22 protein-coding genes are annotated in these 25,320 nt (G+C 62.7%); 14 read left to right on the plus strand and 8 right to left on the minus strand.

Going from position 1 to position 25,320, the window contains the following annotated elements; all coding sequences use genetic code 11:
* The first annotated feature begins 17 nt into the window (after positions 1–17).
* The 9 genes from BLT40_RS17190 to BLT40_RS17230 all read left to right on the plus strand — a co-directional run bounded on the left by BLT40_RS17190 (position 18) and on the right by BLT40_RS17230 (position 10,578).
* Positions 18–458: a pilin gene (locus BLT40_RS17190; protein ID WP_090355148.1), complete on the plus strand. Its 441-nt coding sequence runs from the start codon at positions 18–20 to the stop codon at positions 456–458.
* Between the two features lie 300 nt (positions 459–758).
* Positions 759–1,202 (plus strand): pilin, encoded by a 444-nt coding sequence (locus BLT40_RS17195; RefSeq protein WP_090355151.1) that lies wholly within the window; start codon positions 759–761, stop codon positions 1,200–1,202.
* 72 nt (positions 1,203–1,274) lie between these two features.
* Positions 1,275–3,233, plus strand: a complete 1,959-nt coding sequence (locus BLT40_RS17200) for a tetratricopeptide repeat protein (RefSeq protein WP_143025907.1) — start codon at positions 1,275–1,277, stop codon at positions 3,231–3,233.
* Between the two features lie 14 nt (positions 3,234–3,247).
* Complete coding sequence (locus tag BLT40_RS17205; protein WP_090355158.1) at positions 3,248–5,182, plus strand: hypothetical protein; 1,935 nt, start codon at positions 3,248–3,250, stop codon at positions 5,180–5,182.
* 2 nt (positions 5,183–5,184) lie between these two features.
* Positions 5,185–6,423, plus strand: a complete 1,239-nt coding sequence (locus BLT40_RS17210; protein ID WP_090355162.1) for a lipopolysaccharide biosynthesis protein — start codon at positions 5,185–5,187, stop codon at positions 6,421–6,423.
* Positions 6,420–7,448, plus strand: a complete 1,029-nt coding sequence (locus BLT40_RS20690) for a hypothetical protein (RefSeq protein ID WP_255364053.1) — start codon at positions 6,420–6,422, stop codon at positions 7,446–7,448. Before BLT40_RS17210 ends, BLT40_RS20690 begins: the two co-directional genes overlap by 4 nt.
* Positions 7,445–8,359 carry a glycosyltransferase family 2 protein gene (locus tag BLT40_RS17220; protein WP_255364057.1) on the plus strand — a complete coding sequence of 305 codons (915 nt, stop codon included), beginning with the start codon at positions 7,445–7,447 and terminating at the stop codon, positions 8,357–8,359. The genes BLT40_RS20690 and BLT40_RS17220 overlap by 4 nt, the downstream gene beginning before the upstream one ends.
* 17 nt (positions 8,360–8,376) lie before the next feature.
* A complete protein-coding gene (gene glf, locus BLT40_RS17225) occupies positions 8,377–9,462 on the plus strand; it encodes a UDP-galactopyranose mutase (protein WP_090355171.1) in 1,086 nt (361 codons plus the stop codon).
* 3 nt (positions 9,463–9,465) lie between these two features.
* A complete protein-coding gene (locus BLT40_RS17230; protein WP_090355175.1) occupies positions 9,466–10,578 on the plus strand; it encodes a glycosyltransferase family 4 protein in 1,113 nt (370 codons plus the stop codon).
* On the opposite strand, the gene BLT40_RS17235 is transcribed toward BLT40_RS17230, so the two are convergent.
* From BLT40_RS17235 to BLT40_RS17260, 6 genes are all read right to left on the minus strand, one after another.
* Complete coding sequence (locus BLT40_RS17235; RefSeq protein ID WP_090355178.1) at positions 10,579–11,316, minus strand: class I SAM-dependent methyltransferase; 738 nt, start codon at positions 11,314–11,316, stop codon at positions 10,579–10,581.
* A gap of 9 nt (positions 11,317–11,325) precedes the next feature.
* Complete coding sequence (gene galE, locus BLT40_RS17240; protein ID WP_090355181.1) at positions 11,326–12,297, minus strand: UDP-glucose 4-epimerase GalE; 972 nt, start codon at positions 12,295–12,297, stop codon at positions 11,326–11,328.
* On the minus strand, positions 12,294–13,481 hold the full coding sequence (locus BLT40_RS17245; RefSeq protein ID WP_090355325.1) for a glycosyltransferase: 1,188 nt from the start codon (positions 13,479–13,481) through the stop codon (positions 12,294–12,296). Before BLT40_RS17245 ends, galE begins: the two co-directional genes overlap by 4 nt.
* A gap of 47 nt (positions 13,482–13,528) precedes the next feature.
* On the minus strand, positions 13,529–14,383 hold the full coding sequence (locus BLT40_RS17250) for a glycosyltransferase family 2 protein (RefSeq protein ID WP_090355184.1): 855 nt from the start codon (positions 14,381–14,383) through the stop codon (positions 13,529–13,531).
* A 13-nt stretch (positions 14,384–14,396) separates the two neighbouring features.
* Positions 14,397–15,377: a hypothetical protein gene (locus tag BLT40_RS17255; RefSeq protein WP_143025908.1), complete on the minus strand. Its 981-nt coding sequence runs from the start codon at positions 15,375–15,377 to the stop codon at positions 14,397–14,399.
* 130 nt (positions 15,378–15,507) lie between these two features.
* Positions 15,508–16,911, minus strand: coding sequence for an MBOAT family O-acyltransferase (locus BLT40_RS17260; protein ID WP_218124574.1), 1,404 nt, complete (start codon positions 16,909–16,911; stop codon positions 15,508–15,510).
* 192 nt (positions 16,912–17,103) lie between these two features.
* Between BLT40_RS17260 and pilB the strand changes: the two genes are divergently transcribed.
* The 4 genes from pilB to coaE all read left to right on the plus strand — a co-directional run bounded on the left by pilB (position 17,104) and on the right by coaE (position 21,790).
* Positions 17,104–18,831: a type IV-A pilus assembly ATPase PilB gene (gene pilB, locus BLT40_RS17265; RefSeq protein ID WP_090355190.1), complete on the plus strand. Its 1,728-nt coding sequence runs from the start codon at positions 17,104–17,106 to the stop codon at positions 18,829–18,831.
* Between the two features lie 144 nt (positions 18,832–18,975).
* On the plus strand, positions 18,976–20,241 hold the full coding sequence (locus BLT40_RS17270; protein ID WP_090355193.1) for a type II secretion system F family protein: 1,266 nt from the start codon (positions 18,976–18,978) through the stop codon (positions 20,239–20,241).
* Positions 20,242–20,321: 80 nt separating this feature from the next.
* Positions 20,322–21,191 carry a prepilin peptidase gene (locus tag BLT40_RS17275; protein WP_036115119.1) on the plus strand — a complete coding sequence of 290 codons (870 nt, stop codon included), beginning with the start codon at positions 20,322–20,324 and terminating at the stop codon, positions 21,189–21,191.
* Positions 21,188–21,790 (plus strand): dephospho-CoA kinase, encoded by a 603-nt coding sequence (gene coaE / locus BLT40_RS17280; protein ID WP_079520800.1) that lies wholly within the window; start codon positions 21,188–21,190, stop codon positions 21,788–21,790. The genes BLT40_RS17275 and coaE overlap by 4 nt, the downstream gene beginning before the upstream one ends.
* Before the next feature lie 57 nt (positions 21,791–21,847).
* Here coaE and BLT40_RS17285 read toward each other — a convergent pair whose 3' ends face one another.
* Together BLT40_RS17285 and BLT40_RS17290 are read right to left on the minus strand one after the other, a co-directional pair.
* Positions 21,848–23,098 carry a putative bifunctional diguanylate cyclase/phosphodiesterase gene (locus BLT40_RS17285; protein WP_090355194.1) on the minus strand — a complete coding sequence of 417 codons (1,251 nt, stop codon included), beginning with the start codon at positions 23,096–23,098 and terminating at the stop codon, positions 21,848–21,850.
* Positions 23,095–24,342, minus strand: a complete 1,248-nt coding sequence (locus BLT40_RS17290; RefSeq protein WP_143025909.1) for an HD-GYP domain-containing protein — start codon at positions 24,340–24,342, stop codon at positions 23,095–23,097. The genes BLT40_RS17285 and BLT40_RS17290 overlap by 4 nt, the downstream gene beginning before the upstream one ends.
* 192 nt (positions 24,343–24,534) lie before the next feature.
* Between BLT40_RS17290 and msrA the strand changes: the two genes are divergently transcribed.
* Complete coding sequence (msrA, locus tag BLT40_RS17295; protein ID WP_090355199.1) at positions 24,535–25,209, plus strand: peptide-methionine (S)-S-oxide reductase MsrA; 675 nt, start codon at positions 24,535–24,537, stop codon at positions 25,207–25,209.
* Positions 25,210–25,320: the final 111 nt, after the last annotated feature.

Genomic DNA, 25,320 nt, shown 5'->3' on the forward strand with positions numbered 1-25,320 from the left:
ATAAGGGGGATTCCAACATGCCAATCCGTCGTGCCGCAGCAGGTTTTACCTTGATCGAACTGATGATCGTTGTCGCGATCATTGCCATCCTCTCCACGATCGCTATCCCGGCATATCGGGATTATGTGGTGCGGACACAAGCCTCTGAGGGCTTCGTCATTGCGTCCGGCGCCAAGGCGGCTATCTGGGAATTCCTTACGGATAAGGGCGCGTTTCCATCCTCAAATTTGTCCGCAGGACTACCCTCGGCCACGTCGATGAACGGAAAATATGTGTCGTCGGTCACCATAGAGAACACCGGCGTCGTAACGGTTCGCTATGCGACCGCGGAGAGCAACTCGAACCTTAAAAATTCGACGCTTCAACTATCTCCGATCAATGCGGGCGGGAGCATCGTCTGGGCGTGCAATGGAACTATCAACCCCCGATTCCTGCCCACAACTTGCCGCAAGAGCTGACACAGTTCGTCAGGATGTGACCTACCGCGTCACATAGGAGGTCATCTCCAACTGGCTGAATCCGCGAAATTTTCCAGTTGATCCACAAGCGTGACACGATGCACAATCGCGGCACCGGCAAATATGCGGAAATACGCCGGTCGCGACGCATGGCATGTTCGATGCAGGCTTTGCGGCGAGCTTCCTGGTCGTTCCTGACCAAAGCAAGTGAGGGAGCGTCCGACCCCGGTTTCGGGTGAGGTGCTAGGGCTCAGGGGGCGTCACTTTTTTTTGGTTAGTCAACACAAACGAGGAATTTCCATGAAGAACGTCCAGAAGGGCTTCACGCTCATCGAACTGATGATCGTGGTCGCCATCATCGCGATCCTGGCTGCTATCGCCATCCCGCAGTACCAGAACTACATCATCCGCACCCAGGTGTCGGAAGCGATGAACCTTGCCGACGGCGCCAAGACCGCTGTTGCTGAGTTCTACAACAATAAGGGCACCTACCCGTCGAAGAATGCTTCGGCCGGCCTCGCTGCGGTTGGCTCGATCAACGGCAAGTACGTTTCGGGCGTCAGCGTTGAAACTACCCCTGGCAAGATCGTTGCCACCATGGGTAAGGAAGCCAACACCAAGGTCAGCGGCAAGAAGCTGGTCCTGTCCGCATCCGACCAGGGCGGCACGATTAGCTGGAACTGCAAGTCGGCTGCTGGCACGGACGTGCCGGACGCTTACCTGCCGACCGCCTGCCGCACCTGATCCATCTGCGGTTTGCAAGAAAAGGGGCCGACTATCGGCCCCTTTTTTATACGAACGGCCACATGGCAGGTCATGAAACCGACGCTCCGCTTCCTTCCTGCCTTATGCTTCATGCTTTCGGCACTCGTGCTTGCTTGGCTCGCGTACACTCCCGGCCTTAAGGGGAGTTTCCTGTTCGACGACGCTGCCAACCTGCCCGCACTTGGGGCTTCGGGGCGCGTCGATAACGCGGCCGCACTGCTCCGTTATCTCACATCAGGACATGCCGATCCGACCGGACGCCCCGTAGCTGTCGCCTCGTTCCTGCTCGATGCCCGCGACTGGCCGGCATCGCCGTTACCGTTCAAACGTACCAACCTCCTCATTCACCTGCTCAACGGCGCGCTACTCTTTCTCGTGCTTCGCCGGATGGGGCAGGCCCTGAATCTCGAGGCCGCCCGCATCGTCTGGTCCGCTGCAATCGGCTCAAGCGCGTGGTTGCTGCACCCGTTCTTTGTCTCGACAGTGTTGTACATCGTCCAACGCGAGGCCATGCTGCCCGCGACTTTTGCGCTCCTGGCGCTCCTTTGTTCGTTTCGTTCGCGCACAGCCTGGCAAAACGGCCGGTCGCGCGCTGGCTTGGTGTGGCTGGTACTGGGTGTCGGCGGTTGCTCCCTTCTGGCGTTTCTGGCCAAGGCTAATGGCATGCTCGTGCCATTACTGGTCGTGCTGACGCATGCGCTCCTCGCGCCCAGCGATACGACACCGGGCTTTCGTAAGGCGGTCCTGCTCATCCTCGGTCCGCTCGCCGCCCTGCCTGTCGTCTACGTCACTTGGTTCGCACTCGCGAGCATCGGTGAGCCGCCTATCCCGATCCGTGGCTGGACGGTGACCCAAAGGCTGATGACCGAGCCCGCCATCCTAGTCGACTATGTGCGGCAACTCTGGCTACTGAAGATTACCGACAGCAATCTGCTGCATGACGATGTCCTGGCCGCCACCAGCCTGACAACTCCTTGGTACACAGGACTTTGCGTCGCCGCCGTGCTCGTCGCCGTCCTTGCGGCCTGGCATACCCGTAAGCGCCATCCCGCCGTCTCGCTGACGATTCTGTTCTTCCTGGCCGGGCACCTCATGGAATCCAGCTCGCCCGCGCTGGAGCTGTACTTCGAACACCGCAACTACCTGCCGGCCATGCTGATGTTCTGGCCGCTCGGCATCGTCCTGACCCGGCCCCGCTCGGGGGCTGTCGCACTTATAGGCGGCGGAGCGATCGCCTTCCTTCTAACCTCCCTGAGCTTTGCCAATGCCAGTCTGTGGGGTCGCCCGTTGGACCAGGCCACGGCATGGGCAAACGCGCACCCTGGGTCCGCACGCGCGCAGGCGTATGCCGCGCAGATGGAGCTGTCCGCAGGACGTTATATGGCAGCCAGTCGCCGTATCGAAGCGGCGGCCAACCGATTCAGAGGCGAGCCCCAGATCGCCCTGAATCAGATCGACATCCACTGCGCCCAGGGGCAGATGGCCAGTGGCGACCTGTCGTATGCCCGTGAGGCGCTACGCACGGCCCAGCGCGAGCCGGGGCCGCTCCTGCTGAACTGGTTCGAGCAGGCAACGACGTCAGCTCGTGCCGGAAATTGTGGAGGCCTGACCCGCGCGGCGCTCGAAAGCATCCTTGATGCCGCCGATGCCAATCCGCGTATCGCAGCCATTCCGGGGCGACGCCAAGACGTATTACATGCGCGCGGCGCCATCGCCCTCGCCTGGGCCGAGCCCGACAAGGCCCTGGACCTCTTCAATCGGGCGCTCGCCGCCCTGCCCGTCCCATCCACGGCGCTGGAACAGGCCGCCATGCTGGGACGGTCGGGATTTCCCTCGCACGGAGAGCGCCATCTGGAGTATTTTTCGTCGTTTGCCCCTTCGGGGGTCCATTCCTGGCGGGACGGCATGCCCTGGGTTCACGATCGAGTCCTCTCGATGCAAGGCTACTGGCCGAATGAGATCGCGCACCTGCGCGCCACGTTGGTATCCGCGCAGGCGCGGGACCAGTGAGGATTTCGCTCGCCATGCGGGGATGGATCGCCATCGTCGCGCTCGGTCTATTGGCCGCCGTGATTTATCGCCCGGGACTGGCGGGCGGCTACCTGTTCGACGACTATCCGAACATCGTCGACAACCCGGGCGTGAAGCCTGCTGACGCGTCCCTGGCCAGCCTGGTGCGCGTGGCCATATCGTCACCGTCCAGCGAGTTCAAGCGGCCGCTTTCGTCGCTGACCTTCGGAGCCAACTACTTGGCGACCGGTGACGATCCTTACTGGATGAAAGTCACCAACCTGGTGATTCACCTGCTGAATGGCTTGGTCGCCTTCGTGCTGTCGCGAGCCCTGCTCCGTCGGCTCGCCTCACGCGCCGGAGCGACGAACGCGCACCGAACCGACCTCAGCGCCGCGCTCGTCGCGGGTGCGTGGCTGTTGCTACCTATCAACCTTACCGGTGTGCTGTACGTCGTCCAGCGCATGGAAAGCCTGGCGAATCTCTTCGTTCTGACCGGCCTCGCCGGCTATGTTCTTACCCGGGAGAGGATGCAAAACCGGCGCACGATGCGGGATCTCATCGCCGCGGTACTCTGGATCATCGTGCCCTGCTGCCTGGGTCTGATGGCCAAGGAAACGGCGGTCATGCTGCCCTTGTACGCCTTCGCGACCGACTGGATCGTCTTCGGCCTCCGCTCGTCTCTTCCGACCGTTGAGAACCCGACCCGTGACAGGCGGCTGCACGTGGTTTACATCGCGATCCTCTGGATACCCATGGTCGCCGGTCTCGCCTGGATACTTCCCGGCCTCCTACGTCCTTCGGGCTGGTCGACACGCGACTTCACCCTCGGTACCCGACTGCTGACCGAGGCCCGGGTCGTGCTGGATTACGTAGGCTGGACCCTCATTCCGACACCCGGGGCATTGTCGTTCTATCACGACGATCTAGTGGTCTCGCAGTCGCTGACGTCGCCATGGACCACGCTGCCCAGCATCCTCTGCATCGGTGTACTGATTGCCGCCGCGTGGTTTACCCGCCGGACATTTCCCTCCATCGCCCTTGGCCTGACGTGGTTTCTGGCGTGCCACCTTTTGACAGGCACAATCTTGCCGTTGGAGCTCGTCTACGAGCATCGCAATTACTTCGCCAGTTTGGGACTGGTCTTCGCGCTGACGCCCCTACTTGCGCAGCCGGCCATCTTCGCAAAGGGACGTCGCTGGTCTGCATCGCTACAAAGGCTCGGGCCTGTCCTCATGGTCCTGCTCATCGGTCTTTGGGCAGGCATGACAGGTTTCACCGCCGCAGCTTGGGGAACGCCGCTGACCCTCGCGCGCGAGCTCGCGGCACGTGCGCCGCGGTCGCCGCGCGCCCAGTACGAACTGGGCCGGACCTACATCATCTACGCGAAGTACGACGCCTCATCGCCGTTCTTCGACAAAGCCTATCCGCCACTCGAAACCGCGGCGGCGCTGCCCGATGCCGGAATCCTGCCGGAGCAGGCACTGATCTTCCTGAATGCACGGATGCACCGGCCGATCGAGAAAGCGTGGTGGGACAGCATGGAAACTAAATTGCGCACGCGCAAGGTCACCGTGCAGGATGAGAGCGCGCTTTCATCGCTGGTCCAATGCGACCACACCCAGCAATGCGACTTGCCTGCCGATCAGTTGACCCGAGTCTTTCTGGCCGCCCTGTCGCACCCGGAACGCAGCCCACGGCTCGTCGCTGTGTATGGTGACTTCGCATGGAACGCGCTCGGGGATCATGAGCTCGGTGCACGCATGCTTGCCGATGCCGTCCAGGGCAAGCCGGGCGAGCCGGCCTACCGGATCACCCTGATTCGCATGCTCGTGGTACTTGGCCGCCATGACGAGGCGCGGATGCAACGCGACGCACTGGCCGCTATGAACGTCGGTGGCGAATTGAGCTCCGACATCGCCGACGCCGATAAGCTCCTCGGAGACTGAGGATGTCGAGTCGCCAGATTGCGTCCAATGTCGTGGCGCTCTACGCCATCCAGGGCATGCAGTACGTCTTTCCACTGCTCGTCCTGCCAATCGTGACGCGCGCCATCGGGCCGGACCGATATGGGGTGCTTTCATTCTGGCAGGCTCTGGCGGCATTGCTCACCCTGCTCGTGGAATACGGGTTCAATTACACGTCGGTGCGCGCACTGAACCGCGCCGATTCCGACGAGGATAGATCCGCGATCTTCTGGTCGACGGTCTGGGCCCGAATGCTGCTGCTGATACCTGCGACGGCCATCCTTGTCTGCACTGCGCTAGTCGTATCGGAGAAAGCCACAGGCGTACTCGTTTTCGCCACTTGGTTACCGGTGCTCGCTGCCGCAATATCGCCCGCGTGGTACTACGTGGCGACACGACGCAACGTTGCGGTCGCGGCGATCAGTGCAGGTGCGTCGCTGATCGCGGTCATCGCTACGCTGCTTCTGGTCAGGGATGCATCGGATCTGAACCGAGCCGCGCTTATCCAGATGGGTTTACCGCTGGCGGCAGCGGCAATGATGCTTGTCTGGCAAAAGACAAGGATGGACATACGTCGCCCCCATTTCGCGACAGGAGATGTCCAGACGCGCTTCCGCGAGGGACTGCCACTCTTCGTCATGACACTCAGCGCCGGCGCATATTCGGCCTTCAACCCATTTCTCCTTGGACTGGCGACTACTTCGCCCCAGGTTGCGGACTTCGCACTGGGTGAGCGCCTTGTCCGTGCGGCCAAAAACGCGGTGCAGCCCCTCCTCACTCTTATGTACCCGTACGCCGTCGAGGGCGATCGGAGTTCGAGTGCCACGCGTGCGAACCTTAGGCGAGCCGCCATAGCTACCCTGGGTGCCAGCACGGCGATCGCCCTGCTCCTCGCGGTATGCGCACCACTGGCCGTCTGGCTGATAAGCGGCACCGGATACCCCGGCGCGGTAACGACCACCAGGCTGCTGTCCATCAACGTCGCGGTCATCACCGCGGGGCACCTTATCGGCGTGCAATACTTGGTCGTCAGGGGAAAAGAGCGACTCGTCGCCGTGGTCACGATGACCGCCGCCCCGCTCCACGTGGTCGCTTTCCTGTGGGCAGGCCACCGCTTTGGCGCAACCGGCGGCTCGGTCGCGTACGTCGCGGTGGAGTGTCTGGTTACCCTGTCGTTCGGCCTGCTGGCCGTGAAATTAGCAAGAGCTCCCAAGGCACAATGAATCCAAAATCATTCGCTTCCCGACTGAAACGGAGCCTGTCCACTTACGGGGTGGCCGGCGCGATCGTTCGAGCCGTGTGGGATCTGCTCTCCCCGTATGAAGCGACGTTGCGCCGCTGGCGCGATCATCGCGGCGCGACACGCCTCCACGGCGAGCCAAAGGGTCGGGATATCGGTATTGCCGTCCTCGCTGGCTATAAGCCTGCCTTGTGGCCACTCACCTTGGCGCGCATCCGGCGTTTCGCACCGGCCAATGCCGAAGTCTGTGTCACGACGGCCGGCAAGCACGTTCCAGAGCTGGCCGCCTTGTGCGAGCAGAATGGCTGGACTTACCTCACTACCGCGGCCAACAAGACAGGTCTGGCGCTGAACAAGGTCATCGAAGCCCACCCAGCTGCCACGCGCTGGTTCAAGCTGGACGAAGACATCTTCGTGGCGGAGGGGTTTTTCGAGGATATGATCGCCGGTTACGACGCGTTGATGCGCGAAGGATCGTACCGCCCCGGCTATTGCTCTCCGATGCTCAACGTCAACGGAATCTCCTATGCAGGCTTCCTTGAGCGTCTTGATGCGACGACGGCCTACCGCGAGGCGTTTGGCGAGCTCCGTCAGGCCGCCGGTGCCGTGCATGCCCACTACGATCCCAAAGCGGCCGAGTGGTTGTGGCGGCAAACGTTGCCTCTCGATGAAGTGGCCCAGCGCATCCGCGGCGGCAGCGGCAGCGCACTGCAACATGCCCGGTTGATCGGCACCCGATTCAGTATCGGCGCGATCTACTTCGAGCGTAACTTCTGGGAAGAAATAGGTGGATTTTCCTCTACCTGGAGGCAAGGCATTCTCGGCGTGGATGAAACCGGCCTCTGCGAAGGTTGCATGCTCACATCCCGCCCGATGTTCTACCTCACCAATGTCCTTGCGGGACACTTTTCGTTTTATCCGCAGGAGAAGGCGATGATGGCCCTTATTCCCGAATTCGCGACCATCGATCCGGCCACGTTCGGCCCCGGGGCGAGAGCCATACCGTGACGATCTGCGCCGTAATCGTCACCTTCAACCGGGTGGCGCTCCTCGAGCGCTGCGTGGCGGCCATGCTCGCCCAGACCCGCCTTCCCGATCGCGTCCTGGTGGTCGACAACGCGTCCAGCGATGACACGGAGGCGCGCATGACGAAGATCAGCGCCAGTGAACCCCGCGTCCATTATCACCGCCTTGCGTCGAATACTGGCGGCGCCGGCGGCTTCGCGGAAGGTCTTCGTGTATCGTCCGGCGAGGGCTTCGATTGGGCATGGATCATGGATGACGATGCTGAACCGCACAAGGATGCGCTGGAAGCGCTGGAACGGCACGCTCACGACCCGATGCAGCTCTATGGCTCGGTAGCGGTCCAGGGCGAGCAGACGTCATGGATGCTCACGGTGATGGATGAAGAGCCGAAGCGAAACATTTTCCGCACAGCAGATCTTAGACCCGTCGCGCCGGTACGTTTTCTGCCATTCTTGGGCCTATTGGTACATCGCGACACCGTGTCCCGCATCGGGCTGCCCGATGCGGGATTTTTCATCGCGGCCGACGACGTCGAATACTGCATGCGTGCGCAGCGCGGCGGATCGCAGGTGTTCGCCGTCGCATCCAGCCGCATCGAGCATCCTCGTGCCGACATGTACCTTGCCGTGGGTCCCGGGCGCCACATCCATTGCCTTCGCCTCGCTCCCTGGAAACGGTATTACGACACGCGCAACCGGCTAATCATCGCGCGCGAATACTACGGAAGGCGCCTCTATTCCGAGACAATTCCGGGCACGATACTGCGCTGGATTTCGTGCATGATTCACGAAAAACAGCGTATGCGGCAGACGTGGGCATTCATCGCCGGCACCTGGGACGGGCTGCGCGGTCACAAAGGTGCCCGTCATCATTATTGGAACATCAACGCGTGAGCCAGGACATCCGACCCATGAACTTCCTGATCGCCGGAGCAGGCTTTGCCGGCGCAGTCGTCGCGCGCGAACTGGCGGACGCGGGGCACACGGTGCACGTTATCGATCGCCGTCCGCATATCGCTGGCAATGCCTACGACGAGTACGACAGCCACGGCGTACTTATCCATCGCTACGGACCGCATATCTTCCACACCAACGGCGCCCGCATCGCCGAGTATCTGTCCCGCTTCACCGAGTGGCGACCCTATGAGCACCGCGTGCTCGGCGTGGTCGATGGCAAGACCTATCCGTTCCCCATCAACCGGGACACACTCAATCAACTCTATGGACTCGATCTGGACGAAGCCGCCGCCGCCGCTTTCTTCGAGCGAGTGAGGGAGCCCAGAGATCCCGTCGCCACCAGCGAAGACGTCGTACTCAACAGCGTAGGCCGCGATCTCTACGAAAAGTTTTTTCTCAATTACACGCGAAAGCAATGGGGTATGGACCCCGCCCAGCTGAAGGCGGGAGTGGCCGCGCGCATCCCCGTGCGCACCAACACAGACGATCGCTACTTCACAGACAGTTTCCAGGCTATGCCTGCCGAAGGTTATACGCGCATGTTCGAACGCATGCTCGATCATCCATCCATCTCCGTCGAACTGGAGGTCGAGTTCGACGAGGTCCGTGCGCGGGGTGGCTACGACCACATCATCTACACTGGCCCCATCGATGCCTTTTATGGCTACCGCTTCGGTCGCCTGCCCTACCGCTCACTGCGCTTCGAGCACGAATTCCTCCCCGGCGTTGCGCAATATCAGGCCGTGGGCACGGTCAACTATCCCAACGATCATGCCTTCACGCGGATCACGGAGTTCAAGCACCTTACCGGCCAGCAACACGAGGGCACTTCGCTCGTCCGCGAATACCCCGAAGCCGACGGCGATCCGTACTACCCGGTCCCCAGCAACGACAACGAAGCCCTGTTCAAGCGCTACGAGTCGTTGGCGAAGGACGAAGCGAACGTGACCTTCGTCGGGCGTCTGGCCCAATACCGTTACTACAACATGGACCAGGTCGTGGGTGCTGCGCTTGCGGCGGCCCGGCAACTGATCGGCTGACCGATGCGCATCGCGTTCCTGTGCAAACGCCGCTACATGGGCAAGGACGTCATCGACGACCGTTATGCCCGGCTGTACGAATTTCCGCGACAGCTCGCCGAACGGGGACACGACGTGCTGGTGCTGTGCATCGGCTATCAGGGACAGGCTGACAGCGAAGCGCTACATGATACCGCGAGCGGTCGCTTACGATTCGTGTCGCGGGGCATTCGGGCGCCCTGGCTACCGGCCATGATGAGCTACCCTTTCAGGACGCTCCGTGCGCTCAGGAACTTCGATCCCGAACTTGTGATCGGCGCATCCGATATCCCGAACGTCGCGCTGGCCGCCTGGGCGGCGGCGAGACTGAAACGCCCGTTATCAGTCGACCTCTACGACAACTTCGAGGCGTTCGGGCAGGCTCGAGTCCCTGGCATGGTCGCGACACTACGCCGAGCGACGAGAAGGGCCGCCGTGGTTACCACGACGAGCGAAGCCCTGGCTCGATATGTGCGGGAGGTCTATGGCGTTCGCTCGGACGTCGTCGCCATGCCAAGCACGATCGATAGCGAGATGTTCCGTCCTCGCGACAAGATGCAGTCCCGCGAAGAACTCGGTTTGCCCGTGGATGCACTACTTGTAGGTACGGCAGGTGGATTGCATCGTGCCAAAGGCATTGGCGAACTGTACGCCGCGTGGGACGAACTTAAGAGCGATCCGCGCATGCATCTCGTTCTCGCCGGGCCGACCGACGGGAGCATCGAGATGCCGACGGGTCAACGCGTCCATTATTTGGGCCAGCTTCCCCATCATCGGGTCGCCAGTATGCTGTCCGCGCTCGACGTAGCCACGGTCTGTGTCCTCGACACAGCCTTCGGCCGTTACTGCTTTCCACAGAAAGCCTACGAAATCCTCGCTGCCGGCACCGCCGTGGTCGCTTCGGACGTCGGCGCAATGCGCGATGTCCTAGCCGGTTATCCAACGCTGCTCTATCGCGCAGGAAGCGCCTCGTCGATGGCGGAGTGCATCCGCGCGCAGCTGGCGCATCCCGTCCGGGCCGATCTGCCGATCAAGAACTGGGCAGACCTGATCGCCGACGTCGAACCTCACCTGATCGCTGCGACAACGCCCGGCTGATCAGCGTCGGGTCGCCCACGCGACAAGCCCGTCGCCAAGATCTGTGCGGTAGAAAGCGCGTTGAATCCACGTAAACGGGACAAACATGTTGCCACCGGCGACTTTCAACAGTCGCGTGATGACGGGAGGCTTTGCTTGAGCGCTTCGGATGCTACGCTCCTCCGCGGAAAGCCCGTCAAATCCCTGCTGCGGGCTCCCAATCAAGCGATTGGAGACGGTGCGCGTGAGTTCAGTGATTGGCCAGCCGTAGTTCACCATACCGATATCCCTAAAACCCGCGCGTTCAAACACGTCACACAGCTGTCTCCTTTCGTAACGGCGGACATGGCCGACCATGGCGTCTGAAGCACCAAACTTGCGTTGGTGAGCAGGCACGGAAACAAGAAGACGGCCACCCGGGCGCAGCTTGGATGCCCATCGGCTGAGCACCGCGACATCGTCTTCAATGTGTTCCAGAACCTCGAAGGCGAAGAGGTAGTCGAAACTGGCATCACTCAGTTCATCGACGTCATCCACGACGGCCATGCGCTGCTCATCCCCCTTGAAGCGCGCTCGGATGAGATCGCGGCTCGACGCCCCCAGATCGTGAGCCACGCCGGTGAAGCCGCGATCTAAAAACAGCGAAGCCATGTGTCCCGTGCCGGCGCCCGCCTCAAAGAAGCGGCCAGTGGGCCAGCCGGAAGTCACATCCGCGATACAGGCTTCGCGAAGGACCAGTTTGGGTTGCTTACGCGACATACTCTTTCCTCAGTAACGTGGATGCGCGTGCCATCGCGCTGCCGTGCCCACAATGGTCTCCAGATCGCTCATGACCGGGCGCCACCCGAGTTCATGCATCGCCAGCAAAGGGCTCGCCACCAGCCGGTCGGGATCCCCCTCGCGACGTGGCTCGATGACGACTCGGGGAAGGCTTCCGGTGGCACGTCCGACCACCTTCACGATATCCATTACCGAACAGCCACGCCCCGTCCCCAGATTGAAGCTATAAGCACCCGACTGACGCCCGAGATAGTCGCATGCGAGCAGATGCGCGTCCGCCAGATCGCAAACGTGCACGTAGTCGCGTACACAGGTGCCGTCATCGGTCGCATAGTCGTTACCGAACACGGTCAAAGGCGCCCCTAAAAGCGCGGCGCGAATAGCGTTGGGAACCAGGTGGGTCTCGGGGTCATGCGCTTCGCCAATACGCCCGTCCGGCGCGGCGCCCGCCGCGTTGAAGTAACGCAGACTCACGGAGCGGATGTTGTAGGCACGATAAGCCTGCGCCAGCAACCCCTCAACGATCATCTTGCTGCTGCCGTACGGGTTGATCGGACGCAAGGGCTGCGATTCGTCAATGGTTTCCACCAGAGGCAGCCCATACACGGCCGCTGTCGACGAAAAAATCATCTTGGCGATGTCGTGTCGACGCATAGCTTCAAGCAGGTTGATCGTCCCGGTGACGTTGTTCCGGTAGTAGGCCAAGGGATCCGCGACGGAGTCGCGGACGATGGAAGACGCCGCGAAGTGAAAGACGACGTCGGGTTTCCAGCGCGAAATCGTCTGGTCGATGGCAGCCTGGTCCTGGAGGCTGACCCTAGCGATATCGACACCGTCCAACGACTCGACGTGCCCCGTAGACAGATCGTCTACCACAAGAATCTCGAAACCACGCTGCATCAGGGCGCGCACCATATGCGAGCCAATATACCCCGCGCCACCACATACCAATGCCTTCATGTCCGGGCCCCATGCATACAGCTTGCCAGAAGATCGGCGTAGCGCCTTGCGATGATCGTCCAGTCCACGTAATCACGCGCGACCTTCGCGGCGGCGGTCGCGGCGGCCTTTGCCGCTTCCGGATCCGCCATCGCCCCGAGCACAGCGGATGCCAGCGCCACAGGGTCCCGTGCGTCCACCCGGTAGGCCGCAGCCGCATCGCCAAGGAGATCATCAAGGCCTGCCACGTCGCCCACGACGAAAGAACAACCCATGGACACCGCTTCCATCAACGCAATGGGCAGTCCCTCCTGATCGCCCGACACGTCGCGGACAAAGGGCGCGACGAACAACGCCGCCGAGCCGTAAAAACGGGGAAGTTCCGTCTGGGCCACCGCGCCCGCGAAGACGATCTTGTGTGCCAGCCCGAGCTGGATCGCCTGACGACGGAGCGCATCCGACTCGGGACCGAAGCCTACGATACGAAGTGTGACATCAGGACGGCGCTCGATGATGGCCGGCATGGCGTCGAGCAGGTAATTCAAACCTTTCTTGGGCACGAGCCGTCCTACGAAAAGCAACTCCGAGGTCGACCGCGCAACCGTTTCGTCCGCACCAAAGCGTGCGACGTCCACCCCCATGGGAATCGTCTCGATCCGGGCCACCGGGAGCGCCAAGCGATGCGCCTCTTCGCTCATCGCGGCGCTCACGACACTCATGGCCGCAGCACGAGAGGCGACCCAGCGCTTGATCGACGCGAACATCGATCCGCGGAAACCGAACAGGTCTCCGCCATGTGACGTCACTATATAAGGCACGCCAGGCGAACAGAGCAACCGGGCCACGACGCCAGGCGAGATCAACCAGTGCGCGTGTATGACGGCGACGTTGCGGCGAGACATGAGTCGCCGGGCGCTGACATATTGCATGAGCACGAAGCCGGGCACGAGAACCCACTTCCAGACCGAGCGCCGAAGATTTGCCGCAATCCCGCCGTCATTCACCAGGGTCTGCAGCCGTCGCGGCGCATACCTGTATCGGACGACCTCCACACCATCTAGGAACCCCGACGGATCCGCATCGGGCGCATCCGGGACCACGGCTATTACGTGAAAGCGCTGAGTCAGACGACGGCAGAGCTCATGGACGAAACCCGGCTCATGATCGTCCTTCCAGCGCGGATACGTCGAGGCGAGCACCAGCACCGTGGCCTTCGTCCCCGTGGATGCGGCTTCGGTAGCGAGTCCCTGCGTCATTCGGTATGTCGGTAAGTCAACGCCGTGATCTGTTCGGAGATCAACCCGATCAGGAACACGATGACACCGGCGCTCCACATCAATGCACTGCCGTTGGTGAGCCGCCCGTAGCTCAGGAACGTGTAGAGGTAGTTCGCGAAACCAAGCATGAAGAAAACGAAGCTGACCGGAACAAACAGCTTCAGTGGCGAATACAACGTCGCGATCTTGAAGATGATCAGCAGAAACCGGATTCCGTCCTTGATCGGCTTGATGTGACTTTTGCCCACCCGCTGTGCCGCCTTGATCGGTTCGTAGGCCACCCCGTACGCGCTGCGAAAGAACGCCATGGTGCTCGTCGTCGGATAAGAGAATCCGTTCGGCAACAGGTGAATGAACTCACGGAACCGCTCGGCGCGCGCGACGCGGAAACCGGACGTGAGGTCCGCGACCTTCTGCCCGGTCATGCGGCTGGCCAGCCAGTTATAAAGCGTGTTTGCTAAACCGCGACCCACGCCAGCCTGACTATCCCAGTCCCGGGCGCCCACGACCATGTCGTAGCCCTGGTCGAGCCGCGCAACGAGACGAGCGATGTCTTGCGGATCGTGCTGACCATCGCCGTCCATGAAAACGAGAATGTCCCCTTTCGCTGCACGCGCGCCGCGCTTGATGGCCGCACCATTACCCATGGAATACGGCGAGGAAATGCAGTCTACGCGCGCGCTCGCACAGACCACGCGCGTGGCATCGGTGGAGCCATCGTCCATGACGAGGATTTCGGCATCGGGCTGGACGGCGCGCAAACGAGGCAGCAGGGATTCCAGCGCCGAGGCTTCGTTCTTGGCGGGGATGATGATGCTTAAGCGGCTCAACGCGAACTCCTGATCATGGCTCGTTCCGGACAGGAGGGCGACCCTGTCCGATCCAACCTCGCGTTGCCAGTGTCTCGGCAAGAGCGTGGGTAAAGGGCTCCCGGTCTTTCGCATCCAGATGCGATCCATCGGGACAGCGGAAGGCCGCAAGGGCCGGAATTTCGTCGAAGCGCAAGCTCTTTCCGCCGACCTGCTGCACGAAAGGGCCCCAGAATCGCTTCCGGGGGAACCGGACCTCGTCGGCCCTCAGAACCAGCCCGGACCGCGGAAAGGCGACAAAAATGACGTGCCCACCGCGGGCTTCGATCCGGGCGACCGCCGAAGCGACAATCCTGACATTATCGTTGAATGCGGCCGCCGGTGCTTCGGGCAACGTTTCGACACGCTGCTTCAGCGACGCTTCGAAAGCTCGTGCGTCGGGGGCCGGTGACATATCCTCGATTCCGGCGTCGCGCATGACCCGCAGATAATAGAAATCGGGCATAGGAACAAGACTGTAATCCGCGATGCGCTCTCGTCCCGGAAGAGTCTGCAAGTACTGTGGCGTCGCATGCGCAGTGAGAAGCCGACGACTCACCGCAAGCATTGGACCCGCACCGTCAGCGTACGTCCGCAGAAACCTTTGACGCAGGGTAGCCAGGAGGGACTCCGACGCGGCAAAGCCGATCGCCTGGGGATGGCGCATACGTTCGCGCCAGAAATTGATGTAGCCCAAGGCCGTGAACTCGTGGTCACGCCAGACGAGGTTGGCGTCCTGGTAGTCGACGAGAACCGTGCCAGTGACGGTGTCGTCGGCTGCCAGATCGGAAAGCACGGGGAGAAACGAACCGCCGTCGATCGCCAGCTGCACCGGTTGCAGTCCGGAATCACGGGCGAGGATCGCAAGGTCCAGGTCGAGCTGGGCACGCGACGCGCCGATTAGCACGATCGCGTGACTACCGAGCGCGCTTGCCCGGTCTCTCTCGCGACTCCACAGTTCCGGTGAGTCGACCACCGTCGGACGAAATCCGCGCCGCGCCAACTCCCACTCCATCCAACCGACCAGAGCCAGAAAGAGAACGAACGCCGCAATGATCGGCAGTAGCCATCGGCCACGCGGAGGTGCCCTGCGCGTGAGGTAGATGTCAAAACTGGAAGTAGATGAACGCACGATCGTCTCCTCCTGATGCCAGGAAAATAGCCATCATGCACACCACGGCGGCCAATGCCCGGAGGGGCACTGGTAAGCGCGATGCCGCCGCCTCCAGTGAGCTGTCGCGCATACGCCACTGCCACGCGATCGAAAGCCCCATTACGGCAAGGGCCATCATCGCCGCAGGCGACGCACCGTGCCATGGGTTGCTTGTGGCCTTCAACACGCTCAGCGCCGCACCGGCGTCCGGCGCCCTGAAAGGTATCCAGGCGAGGCAGACACAGATAAATGTTACAGCGGTCAGTACGCACTCACCCACGCGGCTATTCAGCGACACAGCCCAACATTTACGCGCGAGCCGCTCGATAATAAGAAAACACGCATGCAGCGCGCCCCATGCCACGAACGTCCAGGATGCGCCGTGCCAGAGGCCACCAAGCAGCATGGTCAACGCCAAGTTGCGGCAGCTCACCCATTCGCCGCGACGATTTCCGCCCAGCGGAATGTAGAGATAGTCGCGCAGCCACGTGGACAGCGACATGTGCCAGCGCCGCCAGAAATCTGAAAAACCGCGCGCAGCATAGGGAAACCGAAAATTGTCGGGAAACGCGAAGCCAAAGCAAAGCGCTAAGCCGACGGCGCATAGCGAATAACCACCGAAGTCGAAATAAATCTGGCCTGCAAACGCGAATACGCCTGCGATGGCATCGACGCCCGACTGTGTCGCCGGTGACCGGAACAGTTCGTCAGCAACAGGCGCCAGGACACCGTCAGCTAGCGCACTCTTGCAGGCGAGGCCCAGCATAGTGAGGGTCAGACCCCAGCCCACCTGCTCGCCTGTGATGGGCACGGGCTTGGCAATCTGCGGCAAGAGCGCGCGTGCGCGAACGATGGGGCCCGCCACGAGATGCGGGAAGAATGCGACAAACAGCGCGTAATCGGGGAGCGTCGTATCCGCATCGATCTCACGCCGGTAGACGTCGATCGTGTAAGACAGGGACGCAAATGTGTAGAACGAAATGCCCACTGGCAGAACGATGTCCCAATGCGGCGGCATGTACTGCACACCAAGCAGGGAGAGGAGCCATTGGGCGTTGGTAAGGGCGAAGGCGCCGTACTTGAAAAAACCCAGCAACGAGAGGTTCGCTACCAGACTGACCACGAGCAGCGCACGTCGGTAGGCCGGTCGGTCCTCTTTCCAGATCCGCCGAGCCAGCCACCAATCCAGCGCCGTCGAAAAGGCCAGGATCAAAACGTAAGGAGGGTTCCAGGCTGCGTAGAAAACGTAGCTCGCCACCAGCAGCAGAGCCTTCCGCGCAGGCCACGGACGGATCAGCAGGTAGAGCGAAAAAACCAGTCCAAAGAAGACCAGAAAACTCAATGAGTTGAAGAGCACGCTGACGTCCTGGGAGTCGACCTGCCGTCCCCCTCGGGCGGCCCCTCGTCACCCCGGAATGCGAGCGACGCCGCATCCTACCGGAAATCTCCCAGTCGCTGAGAGTTGCTGCCGATTTCACGATGGCACGCGTGACCAAACCCACAATCTAGAGTAGATTCAGTCGCGTATCTCGGGGAAACGGGACCCAACATGGCTTCACAAATGCATTCGCCCATGCTGGCGGGTCTTACGGGCATGGCCCGGCGCCTCGTCACCGAGGGCGTCATGGCCGAGGCCGACGTTCGCAAGGCCGTCCAGGACGCCGCCGAAAAGCGCTCGTCCCTGTCCGCATGGCTGGTGGACCACAACCTGGTGGACAGCGCCAAGCTGTCCCAGGTGGCGTCTTCCGAGTTCGGCATGCCGCTGATGGACATCGGCGCGATGGTCCCGGGCAATATGCCCCTGGACCTCGTGACGGAGGCGCTCATCTCCAAGCACCAGGCGCTACCGCTGTTCAAGCGCGGCAAGCGCCTGTTCGTCGGCATCGCCGATCCCATGCAGTCGCATGCGCTGGACGAAATCAAGTTCCACTCGAACCACATGGTCGAGCCGGTACTGGTCGACCGGTCGCAGCTGCGCCGGGTGATCGACAGTGCCCTGTCGGCGATGAACAACTCGGTGCCGGCCTTCGGTGAGGGCGACCTCGACGACCTGGCGCTCGAGGGGGCTGACGAGGACGGCGATGTCACCACTGGCATCGACGCCAACGCCAACGACGATGCCCCGATCGTCAAGTTCGTCAACAAGGTCCTGGTCGACGCGATCAAACGCGGAGCGTCGGATATTCACTTCGAACCGTTCGAAACGGTCTACCGCGTACGCCTGCGCATGGACGGTATCCTGCGCGTCGTCGCCACGGCGCCGATCAAGCTGGGCAACCGCATCGCCTCGCGCCTGAAGGTCATGAGCGGCCTGGACATCGCCGAGCGCCGCGTCCCGCAGGACGGTCGCATCAAACTCAACCTGACCAAGACCCGCGCCATCGACTTCCGCGTCAGCACCCTGCCGACCCTGTTCGGCGAGAAGATCGTGCTGCGTATCCTCGATGGTTCGTCCGCCAAGCTGGGCATCGACAAGCTCGGCTACGAGGAGGTCCAGAAGAATCTCTACCTCGACGCCATCGAAAAGCCCTACGGCATGGTCCTGGTGACAGGCCCCACCGGTTCCGGTAAGACGGTGTCGCTGTATACGGCCCTGAACATCCTCAACACCGAGGGGCGCAACATCTCCACGGTGGAAGACCCGGTCGAAATCCGCGTCGAGGGCATCAACCAGGTCCAGCAGAACGTCAAGCGCGGCATGACCTTCGCGGCCGCTCTGCGCTCCTTCCTGCGCCAGGATCCGGACGTGATCATGGTCGGCGAAATCCGTGACCTGGAAACCGCAGAAATCGCGGTCAAGGCCGCGCAGACCGGTCACATGGTCCTGTCCACCCTGCATACCAACGACGCGCCGCAGACCATCGCGCGCCTGATGAACATGGGCATCGCCCCGTACAACATCATTTCGTCGGTCACCCTGATCATCGCCCAGCGCCTGGCCCGCCGGCTGCACGATTGCAAGAGGGAAATCAGCCTGCCACCGGCCGCATTGCTTGCCGAGGGTTTTACCCAGGAAGAAATCGACGCCGGCATCACCGTGTACGAGGCCGTCGGCTGCGACAGCTGTAACGAGGGGTACAAGGGCCGCGTAGGTATCTATCAGGTCATGCCGATGGTCGAGGACATCCAGAAGATCGTTCTGGAGGGCGGCAACGCCATGCAGATCGCCGAGGTGGCCAAAAAAGCCGGCATCAACGATCTGCGGGCATCAGCCTTGTTGAAGGTCCGCAACGGCGTCACCAGTCTGGCCGAGATCAACCGCGTCACCAAGGACTGACGTCTCGTCAGGGGACGAGACGTGTGAAGATGTGCGCTGGATGGCAGAAAGCCACCTGGCGTTACGTTCACACTAGAATAAGAACAGGGGCCTGCCGCCAGGCGGGGGCCACCTGATGTATCAACCCGGGGGGAACACCGCGTCATGGCTATCGCCACCGCCAGCAAGAACATGCGCGCCGCAGGTGCCGCGCGCGCCGCTGTAAGCACACTCGTCATGTACGACTGGACCGCGCTCGACAAGCGCGGTAAGCGCATGAAGGGCGAGATGCAGGCGAAGAACGCCTCACTCGTGAAGGCGGAACTGCGTCGTCAGGGGATGAATCCGCAGACCGTGCGCGAGCGCTCCAAGCCGCTGTTTGGCGCGTCCGGCAAGAAGGTAAAGCCACAGGACGTCGCCATCTTCAGCCGCCAGATCGCCACGATGATGGCCTCGGGCGTGCCGATGGTCCAGGCCTTCGACATCATCGCCAACGGCCAGAAGAATGTCCGTTTCAAGAACATGCTGATCGACGTCAAAACCGATATCGAGGGCGGTGCCGCGTTGCACGAAGCGCTTGGCCGGTACCCCGTTCAGTTCGACGAGCTCTATCGCAATCTGGTCCACGCCGGTGAGTCTGCCGGTGTGCTCGATACGGTGCTCGACACCGTGGCGACCTATAAGGAGCGGATGGAGGGCATCAAGAAGAAGATCAAGAAGGCCCTCTTCTATCCGATCATGGTGCTTGTGGTCGCCCTGCTCGTCTCAATGATCCTGCTGCTGTTCGTGGTGCCGGTGTTCCAGCAGACCTTTGCCGAGGCAAAGGCCGAACTGCCTGCACCCACGCAGTTCGTCGTAAGCGCCTCGCAGTTCATGCAGTCGTACTGGTGGCTGGTCATTGGCATGATCGTGGGATCAATCGCGGCCATCATCTTCGCCAAGAACCGCTCGGAAAAATTTGCCCATTTCCTGGACCGCTTGTCGCTGAAGATTCCAGTCATCGGAGATTTGCTTCACAAGTCGGCCATCGCCCGTTTCTCACGTACGCTAGGCGTCACGTTCCACGCGGGTGTGCCCCTGGTCGAAGCCCTCGACGCCGTCGCAGGCGCCACCGGTAGCGTCGTCTACGGCGAGGCGGTCAAGCAGATGCGCGACGACATCGCCGTCGGCCATCAGCTCCAGCTCTCGATGCGCCAGGTCAACCTGTTCCCCAATATGGTGGTGCAGATGACCGCGATCGGCGAAGAATCCGGCTCGCTGGACTCGATGCTATTCAAGGTGGCCGAGTTCTACGAGGAAGAGGTGAACACGGCGGTCGACACGCTGAGCAGCCTCCTCGAGCCCTTCATCATGGTCATCCTAGGCGTCCTCGTCGGCGGCATGGTCATCTCGCTCTACCTGCCCATCTTCAAGCTCGCCGGCACGGTCTGACCGAACACCCGCCGAGCCATGCACAATAGGAACCCTTCGCCCTCGCGGGCGGAGGGTTTTTTCTTGACCACGGATATTCCATGCCCGACTTGCCCCTCGCACTCTGGATCGGCCTCGCCGGTGTCTTCGGCCTGCTGTTCGGCAGCTTCCTCAACGTCGTGATCCTCCGCGTCCCTGCGCGTATGCAGGCGGAATGGCGCAAGCAGGCGCGTGAAGTCCTCGAACTGGACGCCGTGGACGAGGCGCTGCCACCCGGCGTGGTGAAAGAGTCGTCGCACTGCCCGAAGTGCAAGCATCCGCTGGCCGCCCGGGACAACATCCCGCTGTTCGGCTGGCTCATGCTGCGCGGCCGCTGCCGCTATTGCCACGAGCCGATCTCGATCCAGTACCCGCTGGTGGAACTGCTGGCGGGCCTGGCGAGTGCCGCGGTGGTCTGGCGTTTCGGGCCGACGCCGGGAGCCCTGGCCGGGCTGGTGCTGACGTATTTCCTGATCGCGCTGTCCGGCATCGATGCGCGCACGCAGCTGTTGCCGGACGAGCTCAACTACCCACTGCTGTGGATCGGTCTCGGCCTGTGTCTGATCCCCTCCTGGCAGCCGCTGCCGATCGCGCCGACCTCCGCCATCCTCGCCGCCCTGCTCGGCTACCTCAGCCTCTGGAGCGTCTACTGGCTGTTCAAGCTGCTGACCGGGAAGGAAGGCATGGGTCACGGCGACTTCAAGCTGCTCGCTGCGCTGGGCGCCTGGATGGGCCCGGTCGCGCTGCTGCCGATCGTCATGCTGTCGTCGCTGATCGGCGCCATCGTCGGCGGCGCGCTCATTCTGTTTCGTCGCCACGGACGCGAGGTGCCGATTCCTTTCGGGCCCTATCTCGCCGCGGCGGGCTGGGTCTGGTTTCTGGTGGGCGATCGCCTGCTCGCCCTCTACATGCAGGTCAGCGGCATCCGATGAGCGGCTTCGTCGTCGCGCTTACCGGCGGGATCGCATCGGGCAAGAGCGCGGTGGAGCGCCGCTTCGAAGCGCGCGGTGTGCACGCCTATGACGCGGATGCGGCGTCGCGCGCCGTGGTTGAGCCGGGATCCGAGGCGCTTGCCGAGGTAGCGCGTGTGTTCGGGCCCGGGGCGCTGGACGACGAGGGCCGCCTGGACCGCGCTGCCATGCGCCGGCGCGTGTTCGACGATCCGTCGGCCCGGACGACACTGGAGGGCATCCTCCATCCGCGCATTCGTGACTGGTTGCGGGAGGCTGTCGCAGCCGATACGGGCGCCTACTGCATCTTGTCCATTCCACTGCTCGTGGAGAACCACCGCCATTACGCGTGGGTCGACCGGGTGCTGGTGGTGGATGCGCCGGAGGCGGTGCGGATCGACCGGCTGGTACGTCGGGATGGTATCGACGAGGCACTGGCGAGGAAGATGATCGCGGCGCAGGCGAGCCGGGAAGACCGGCTGGCGATCGCGGATGATGTGCTGGTCAACGATGGCGACGAGGCGAACCTGGACGCGCAGGTTGAGATGCTCGACCGCCGCTACCGCACCCTGTCGTTGTAGAAGCGCGCCCCGCGCGCGAAACGATTTCGCGAAACCTTGTCGCGCGCAGGCGCGCTCCTAAACCATTGATGCGGCGGTCAGCCTCTCGCTGACGAACGACTCCGCCGGGGTGGGTCGGCCGATGTGATAGCCCTGCACCAGATCGCAGTCCATCTCGACGAGGCGACGCAGCGTGGCCTCGTCCTCGACGCCCTCGGCGATCGCTTCCAGCCCCAGGCGGTGGGCGACGTCGATCATTGCCTGCACCAGCAGTTCAGTGCGGCTGTCGCCGGTCATCGCGTCGACGAAGCTGCGGTCGATCTTCAGCTCGGTCGCCGGGAAGTGACGCAGGTAGGCGAACGACGCGTACCCCGTGCCGAAGTCGTCGATGGCGACGCGTACACCGCAGTCGCGCAGGCGACGCAGGACGCGCACGCTCATGTCCAGATCGGTGAGCAGCGCCGTCTCGGTAATTTCCACGATCACGGACTGGGGCGGCACGCCCCAGATCTCGATGGCGCCCAGCACCTGTTCGGCGAAGCCCTGCTCGACGAACACACGCGGCGACAGGTTGATCGCCACGTCGAGCGCGCAGCCACCCCGATGCAGGGCCGCCGCATGCCGCAGCGAGGCGTTGATGCTCCAGCGGGTCAGCGGCACGATGAGGTCGCTTCGCTCGGCAAAGGGGATGAAATCGCTGGGCGGGACGATGATGTTGGCCGCGGTGGTCCAGCGCGCCAGCGACTCCACGCGGTTCATTTCACCCGAGCGCAGATCGTGCAGCGGCTGGAAGGCGACCTGCAGGCGGTTGGCTTCGATGTCCTCGCGTAACTCGCCGTAGAGGATTTCTACCGGTGTCACGTCGGGCTTGTAGATGGCGAAGGCCTCGCCGATACGCAGGGCTTCGTCGTGCGCCAGTTCCGCGCGGCGGTACAACCAATCGGCGGTCACACCATGTTCGGGATGGATGGCCACACCGACGACGGCGCGACCGTGCCAGGGACGCTCACCCTGCATCAGCGGACCATCGAACGCGCCGACGATGCGGGTCGCCGCAAGCAGCGCATGGGTGCGGTTGCGCACCATCGGAAGCACCACCACGAACGTGTCATCTCCCGCCACGAAAACGGTATCGACATGGCGCAAGGCATCGACGATGCGTTCGCGCGAGGCGAGCATGATGTCGCTGCCGAAGTCATAACCGAAACGCAGTTGCGCCTCGCGCATACCTTGCAGACGCACGATCAGAACGGCGCACGGGCCGGCATCCGGTGACGACCGGTCGAGGATCGACTGGACCGCCGGCAGGATGTAAGCCCGGTCGCTCATGCGACGAAGTACTCGCGCGGATCGATACCGTGCGAACCGGCTGGCAAGGTGCGGAGAATCTCACGGCGCACCAGATCCACCTGGCGCATGAGATCGACGATCAGGAAATCGTCGAGCGCGCTCTTGTCGGGCCGGGAGAGAATCGCGACGCGCGGCTGCAGGCGGCGCGACTGGTTCTGCACCATCACGATGGCCACCTCACCGGTGTTGAGTTCGACCAGCGTGCCCGTGGGATAGACCCCCAGGCAGGCCTGAAACTGTTCGACCAGCTCGCCCTGAAATTCGCGGTCGCGTCCGGCGTACAGCTCGCGTAAGGCGACGTGCTGCGACACGGCCGAACGGTACGGACGCGGCGTCGACATCGCGTGGTAGGTGTCGATGATCGCGGCCATACGTCCGGCGAGCGGAATGGCGGTGCCGGCCAGTCCTGAGGGATAGCCGGTACCGTCGTAACGTTCGTGGTGTGTGAGCACCATGTCGCGCACTTCGTTGTCGATGACACCGGAGTGATCGAGGATGGCGACGCCTTCATTGACGTGCTGACGTGCGAGGCCCCATTCGTCGTCGTTCAGCGGCCCGTCGCGACTAAGCAGTTCCTCAGGCAGCTGCGACTTGCCGACATCCATCAGCAGGCCGCCGGCGGCGAGACTGACGATGGCGTCGCTTTCGAAGCCCATGTGCCGCCCGAACGCCGCGGCGAGCGTGCTGCAGCCGATCGCGTGCTGATAGGTGTAGCCATCGCGCCGCCGCAGGCTTTCGATCCAGAAGAACGCGTCACCGCTGCGCAGCACACTCTCGACCATGGGGCGCACCGCGTTCTCGACAGCCTGCGGCTCGACCGGCCGACCATGCCGCAAGTCGTCGACCATGCGCGTGGCGAACTCGGCGACGGTGTCGAAGGCTTCTCTGGCGCGCGGCATCTCATCGTCGAACGAGGCCGTGTCGGTATACGCGTGTCGACTGACCAGACGCAGGCTTGCCGCAGCACGCGGTGCGGGGGTGGCAACGGCTTTCGGCGCGATGCGCTGCGGAGTGAACCGGCTGTCGGGGACGACCTGACGGTGCATGTCCACGAAGACGTATTTGCAGAAACGACTGAGCGACTCGATGTCCTCACGGGACTCGATGGGCAGCCCCTGCAACGGAAAGGGCGTGTCGGACCAGTCACAGTCCAGGCGACTGACATACATGCCGACCTCCAGGTCGGACACGAAGACACGTCGCTCCACTAAATCGTACGCCACGTTTCCCCTCGCTCCTTTAGCCACGCTGGCCGAATACGCGCACGACTCTAGCGTGTTGCGCGTGTCGATGGCTTATCGGCCCTGCACCCCGATTCTGTAGGTACAGAGTTGTGAAGGCCGCCTTCACGCCGTGTGAGGTTTTCCCGGGTACACCGGTCTGGTGTATCAGGTCATGTCGACCGGGAGAAACTCATGCCTCGCCTTTCCCTGATCCCCGCTCTGCTTCTCGCCCTTACCGCCTGCTCGGCCGCTTCGGCGCGCGACGAGGGTGTCCGCCTGCCCGCCCCCACCGTCGATGCCGCACCGGCCGCTGGCGACGCCACCGCCGTCTTCGCCGGCGGGTGCTTCTGGGGCGTCGAGGGCGTGTTCCAGCACGTCCGCGGCGTGAAAAGCGTCCGCACCGGCTACTCGGGCGGTGACGCCGCCCACGCCAATTACGACGATGTCAGCGACGGTGATACCGGACACGCCGAATCGGTGAAGGTCGATTACGATCCGGCACAGGTGTCGTACGGGCAGCTGCTGCAGGTGTTCTTCTCCGTGGCGCAGGATCCGACGCTGCTGAACCGGCAGGGGCCCGACTCGGGCACGCAGTACCGGTCGGCGATTTTCTATGCGACGCCGGAGCAGAAGAAGGTGGCGGAGGCGTATATCGCCCAGCTGACCGCGGCGCACGCGTTTTCGTCGAAAATCGTGACGGAGGTAACGCCTTTTAAGGGTTTCTACCTCGCGGAGGACGAGCACCAGGACTATATGCGTCTGAATCCGGACGCGATGTACATCGCGATCAACGACCGGCCGAAGGTACTGGCCCTGCAACGCATTTATCCGGAGCGGTACGTGGCCGGCTGGGCCAACGGCCGCTGAGAACCCGCAATCTCGTGTAGGAGCGCGCCCTGCGCGCGATAGCCGGGTCGCGCGCGTGGCCATATCCGGGTCGCGCAGGGCGATACCTGGGTCGCGCGCAGGCGCGCTCCT

Source organism: Dyella sp. 333MFSha (assembly GCF_900102405.1).
Taxonomy (GTDB): domain Bacteria; phylum Pseudomonadota; class Gammaproteobacteria; order Xanthomonadales; family Rhodanobacteraceae; genus Luteibacter; species Luteibacter mycovicinus.

What these genes read in the sequence shown, in the direction of transcription:
- BLT40_RS17190 (WP_090355148.1), top strand. Translation starts at nt 18, where the DNA reads ATGCCAATCCGTCGTGCCGCAGCAGGTTTTACCTTGATCGAACTGATG.
- BLT40_RS17195 (WP_090355151.1), top strand. Translation starts at nt 759, where the DNA reads ATGAAGAACGTCCAGAAGGGCTTCACGCTCATCGAACTGATGATCGTG.
- BLT40_RS17200 (WP_143025907.1), top strand. Translation starts at nt 1,275, where the DNA reads ATGAAACCGACGCTCCGCTTCCTTCCTGCCTTATGCTTCATGCTTTCG.
- BLT40_RS17205 (WP_090355158.1), top strand. Translation starts at nt 3,248, where the DNA reads ATGCGGGGATGGATCGCCATCGTCGCGCTCGGTCTATTGGCCGCCGTG.
- BLT40_RS17210 (WP_090355162.1), top strand. Translation starts at nt 5,185, where the DNA reads ATGTCGAGTCGCCAGATTGCGTCCAATGTCGTGGCGCTCTACGCCATC.
- BLT40_RS20690 (WP_255364053.1), top strand. Translation starts at nt 6,420, where the DNA reads ATGAATCCAAAATCATTCGCTTCCCGACTGAAACGGAGCCTGTCCACT.
- glf (WP_090355171.1), top strand. Translation starts at nt 8,377, where the DNA reads ATGAACTTCCTGATCGCCGGAGCAGGCTTTGCCGGCGCAGTCGTCGCG.
- BLT40_RS17230 (WP_090355175.1), top strand. Translation starts at nt 9,466, where the DNA reads ATGCGCATCGCGTTCCTGTGCAAACGCCGCTACATGGGCAAGGACGTC.
- BLT40_RS17235 (WP_090355178.1), bottom strand. Translation starts at nt 11,316, where the DNA reads ATGTCGCGTAAGCAACCCAAACTGGTCCTTCGCGAAGCCTGTATCGCG.
- galE (WP_090355181.1), bottom strand. Translation starts at nt 12,297, where the DNA reads ATGAAGGCATTGGTATGTGGTGGCGCGGGGTATATTGGCTCGCATATG.
- pilB (WP_090355190.1), top strand. Translation starts at nt 17,104, where the DNA reads ATGGCTTCACAAATGCATTCGCCCATGCTGGCGGGTCTTACGGGCATG.
- BLT40_RS17270 (WP_090355193.1), top strand. Translation starts at nt 18,976, where the DNA reads ATGGCTATCGCCACCGCCAGCAAGAACATGCGCGCCGCAGGTGCCGCG.
- BLT40_RS17275 (WP_036115119.1), top strand. Translation starts at nt 20,322, where the DNA reads ATGCCCGACTTGCCCCTCGCACTCTGGATCGGCCTCGCCGGTGTCTTC.
- coaE (WP_079520800.1), top strand. Translation starts at nt 21,188, where the DNA reads ATGAGCGGCTTCGTCGTCGCGCTTACCGGCGGGATCGCATCGGGCAAG.
- BLT40_RS17285 (WP_090355194.1), bottom strand. Translation starts at nt 23,098, where the DNA reads ATGAGCGACCGGGCTTACATCCTGCCGGCGGTCCAGTCGATCCTCGAC.
- msrA (WP_090355199.1), top strand. Translation starts at nt 24,535, where the DNA reads ATGCCTCGCCTTTCCCTGATCCCCGCTCTGCTTCTCGCCCTTACCGCC.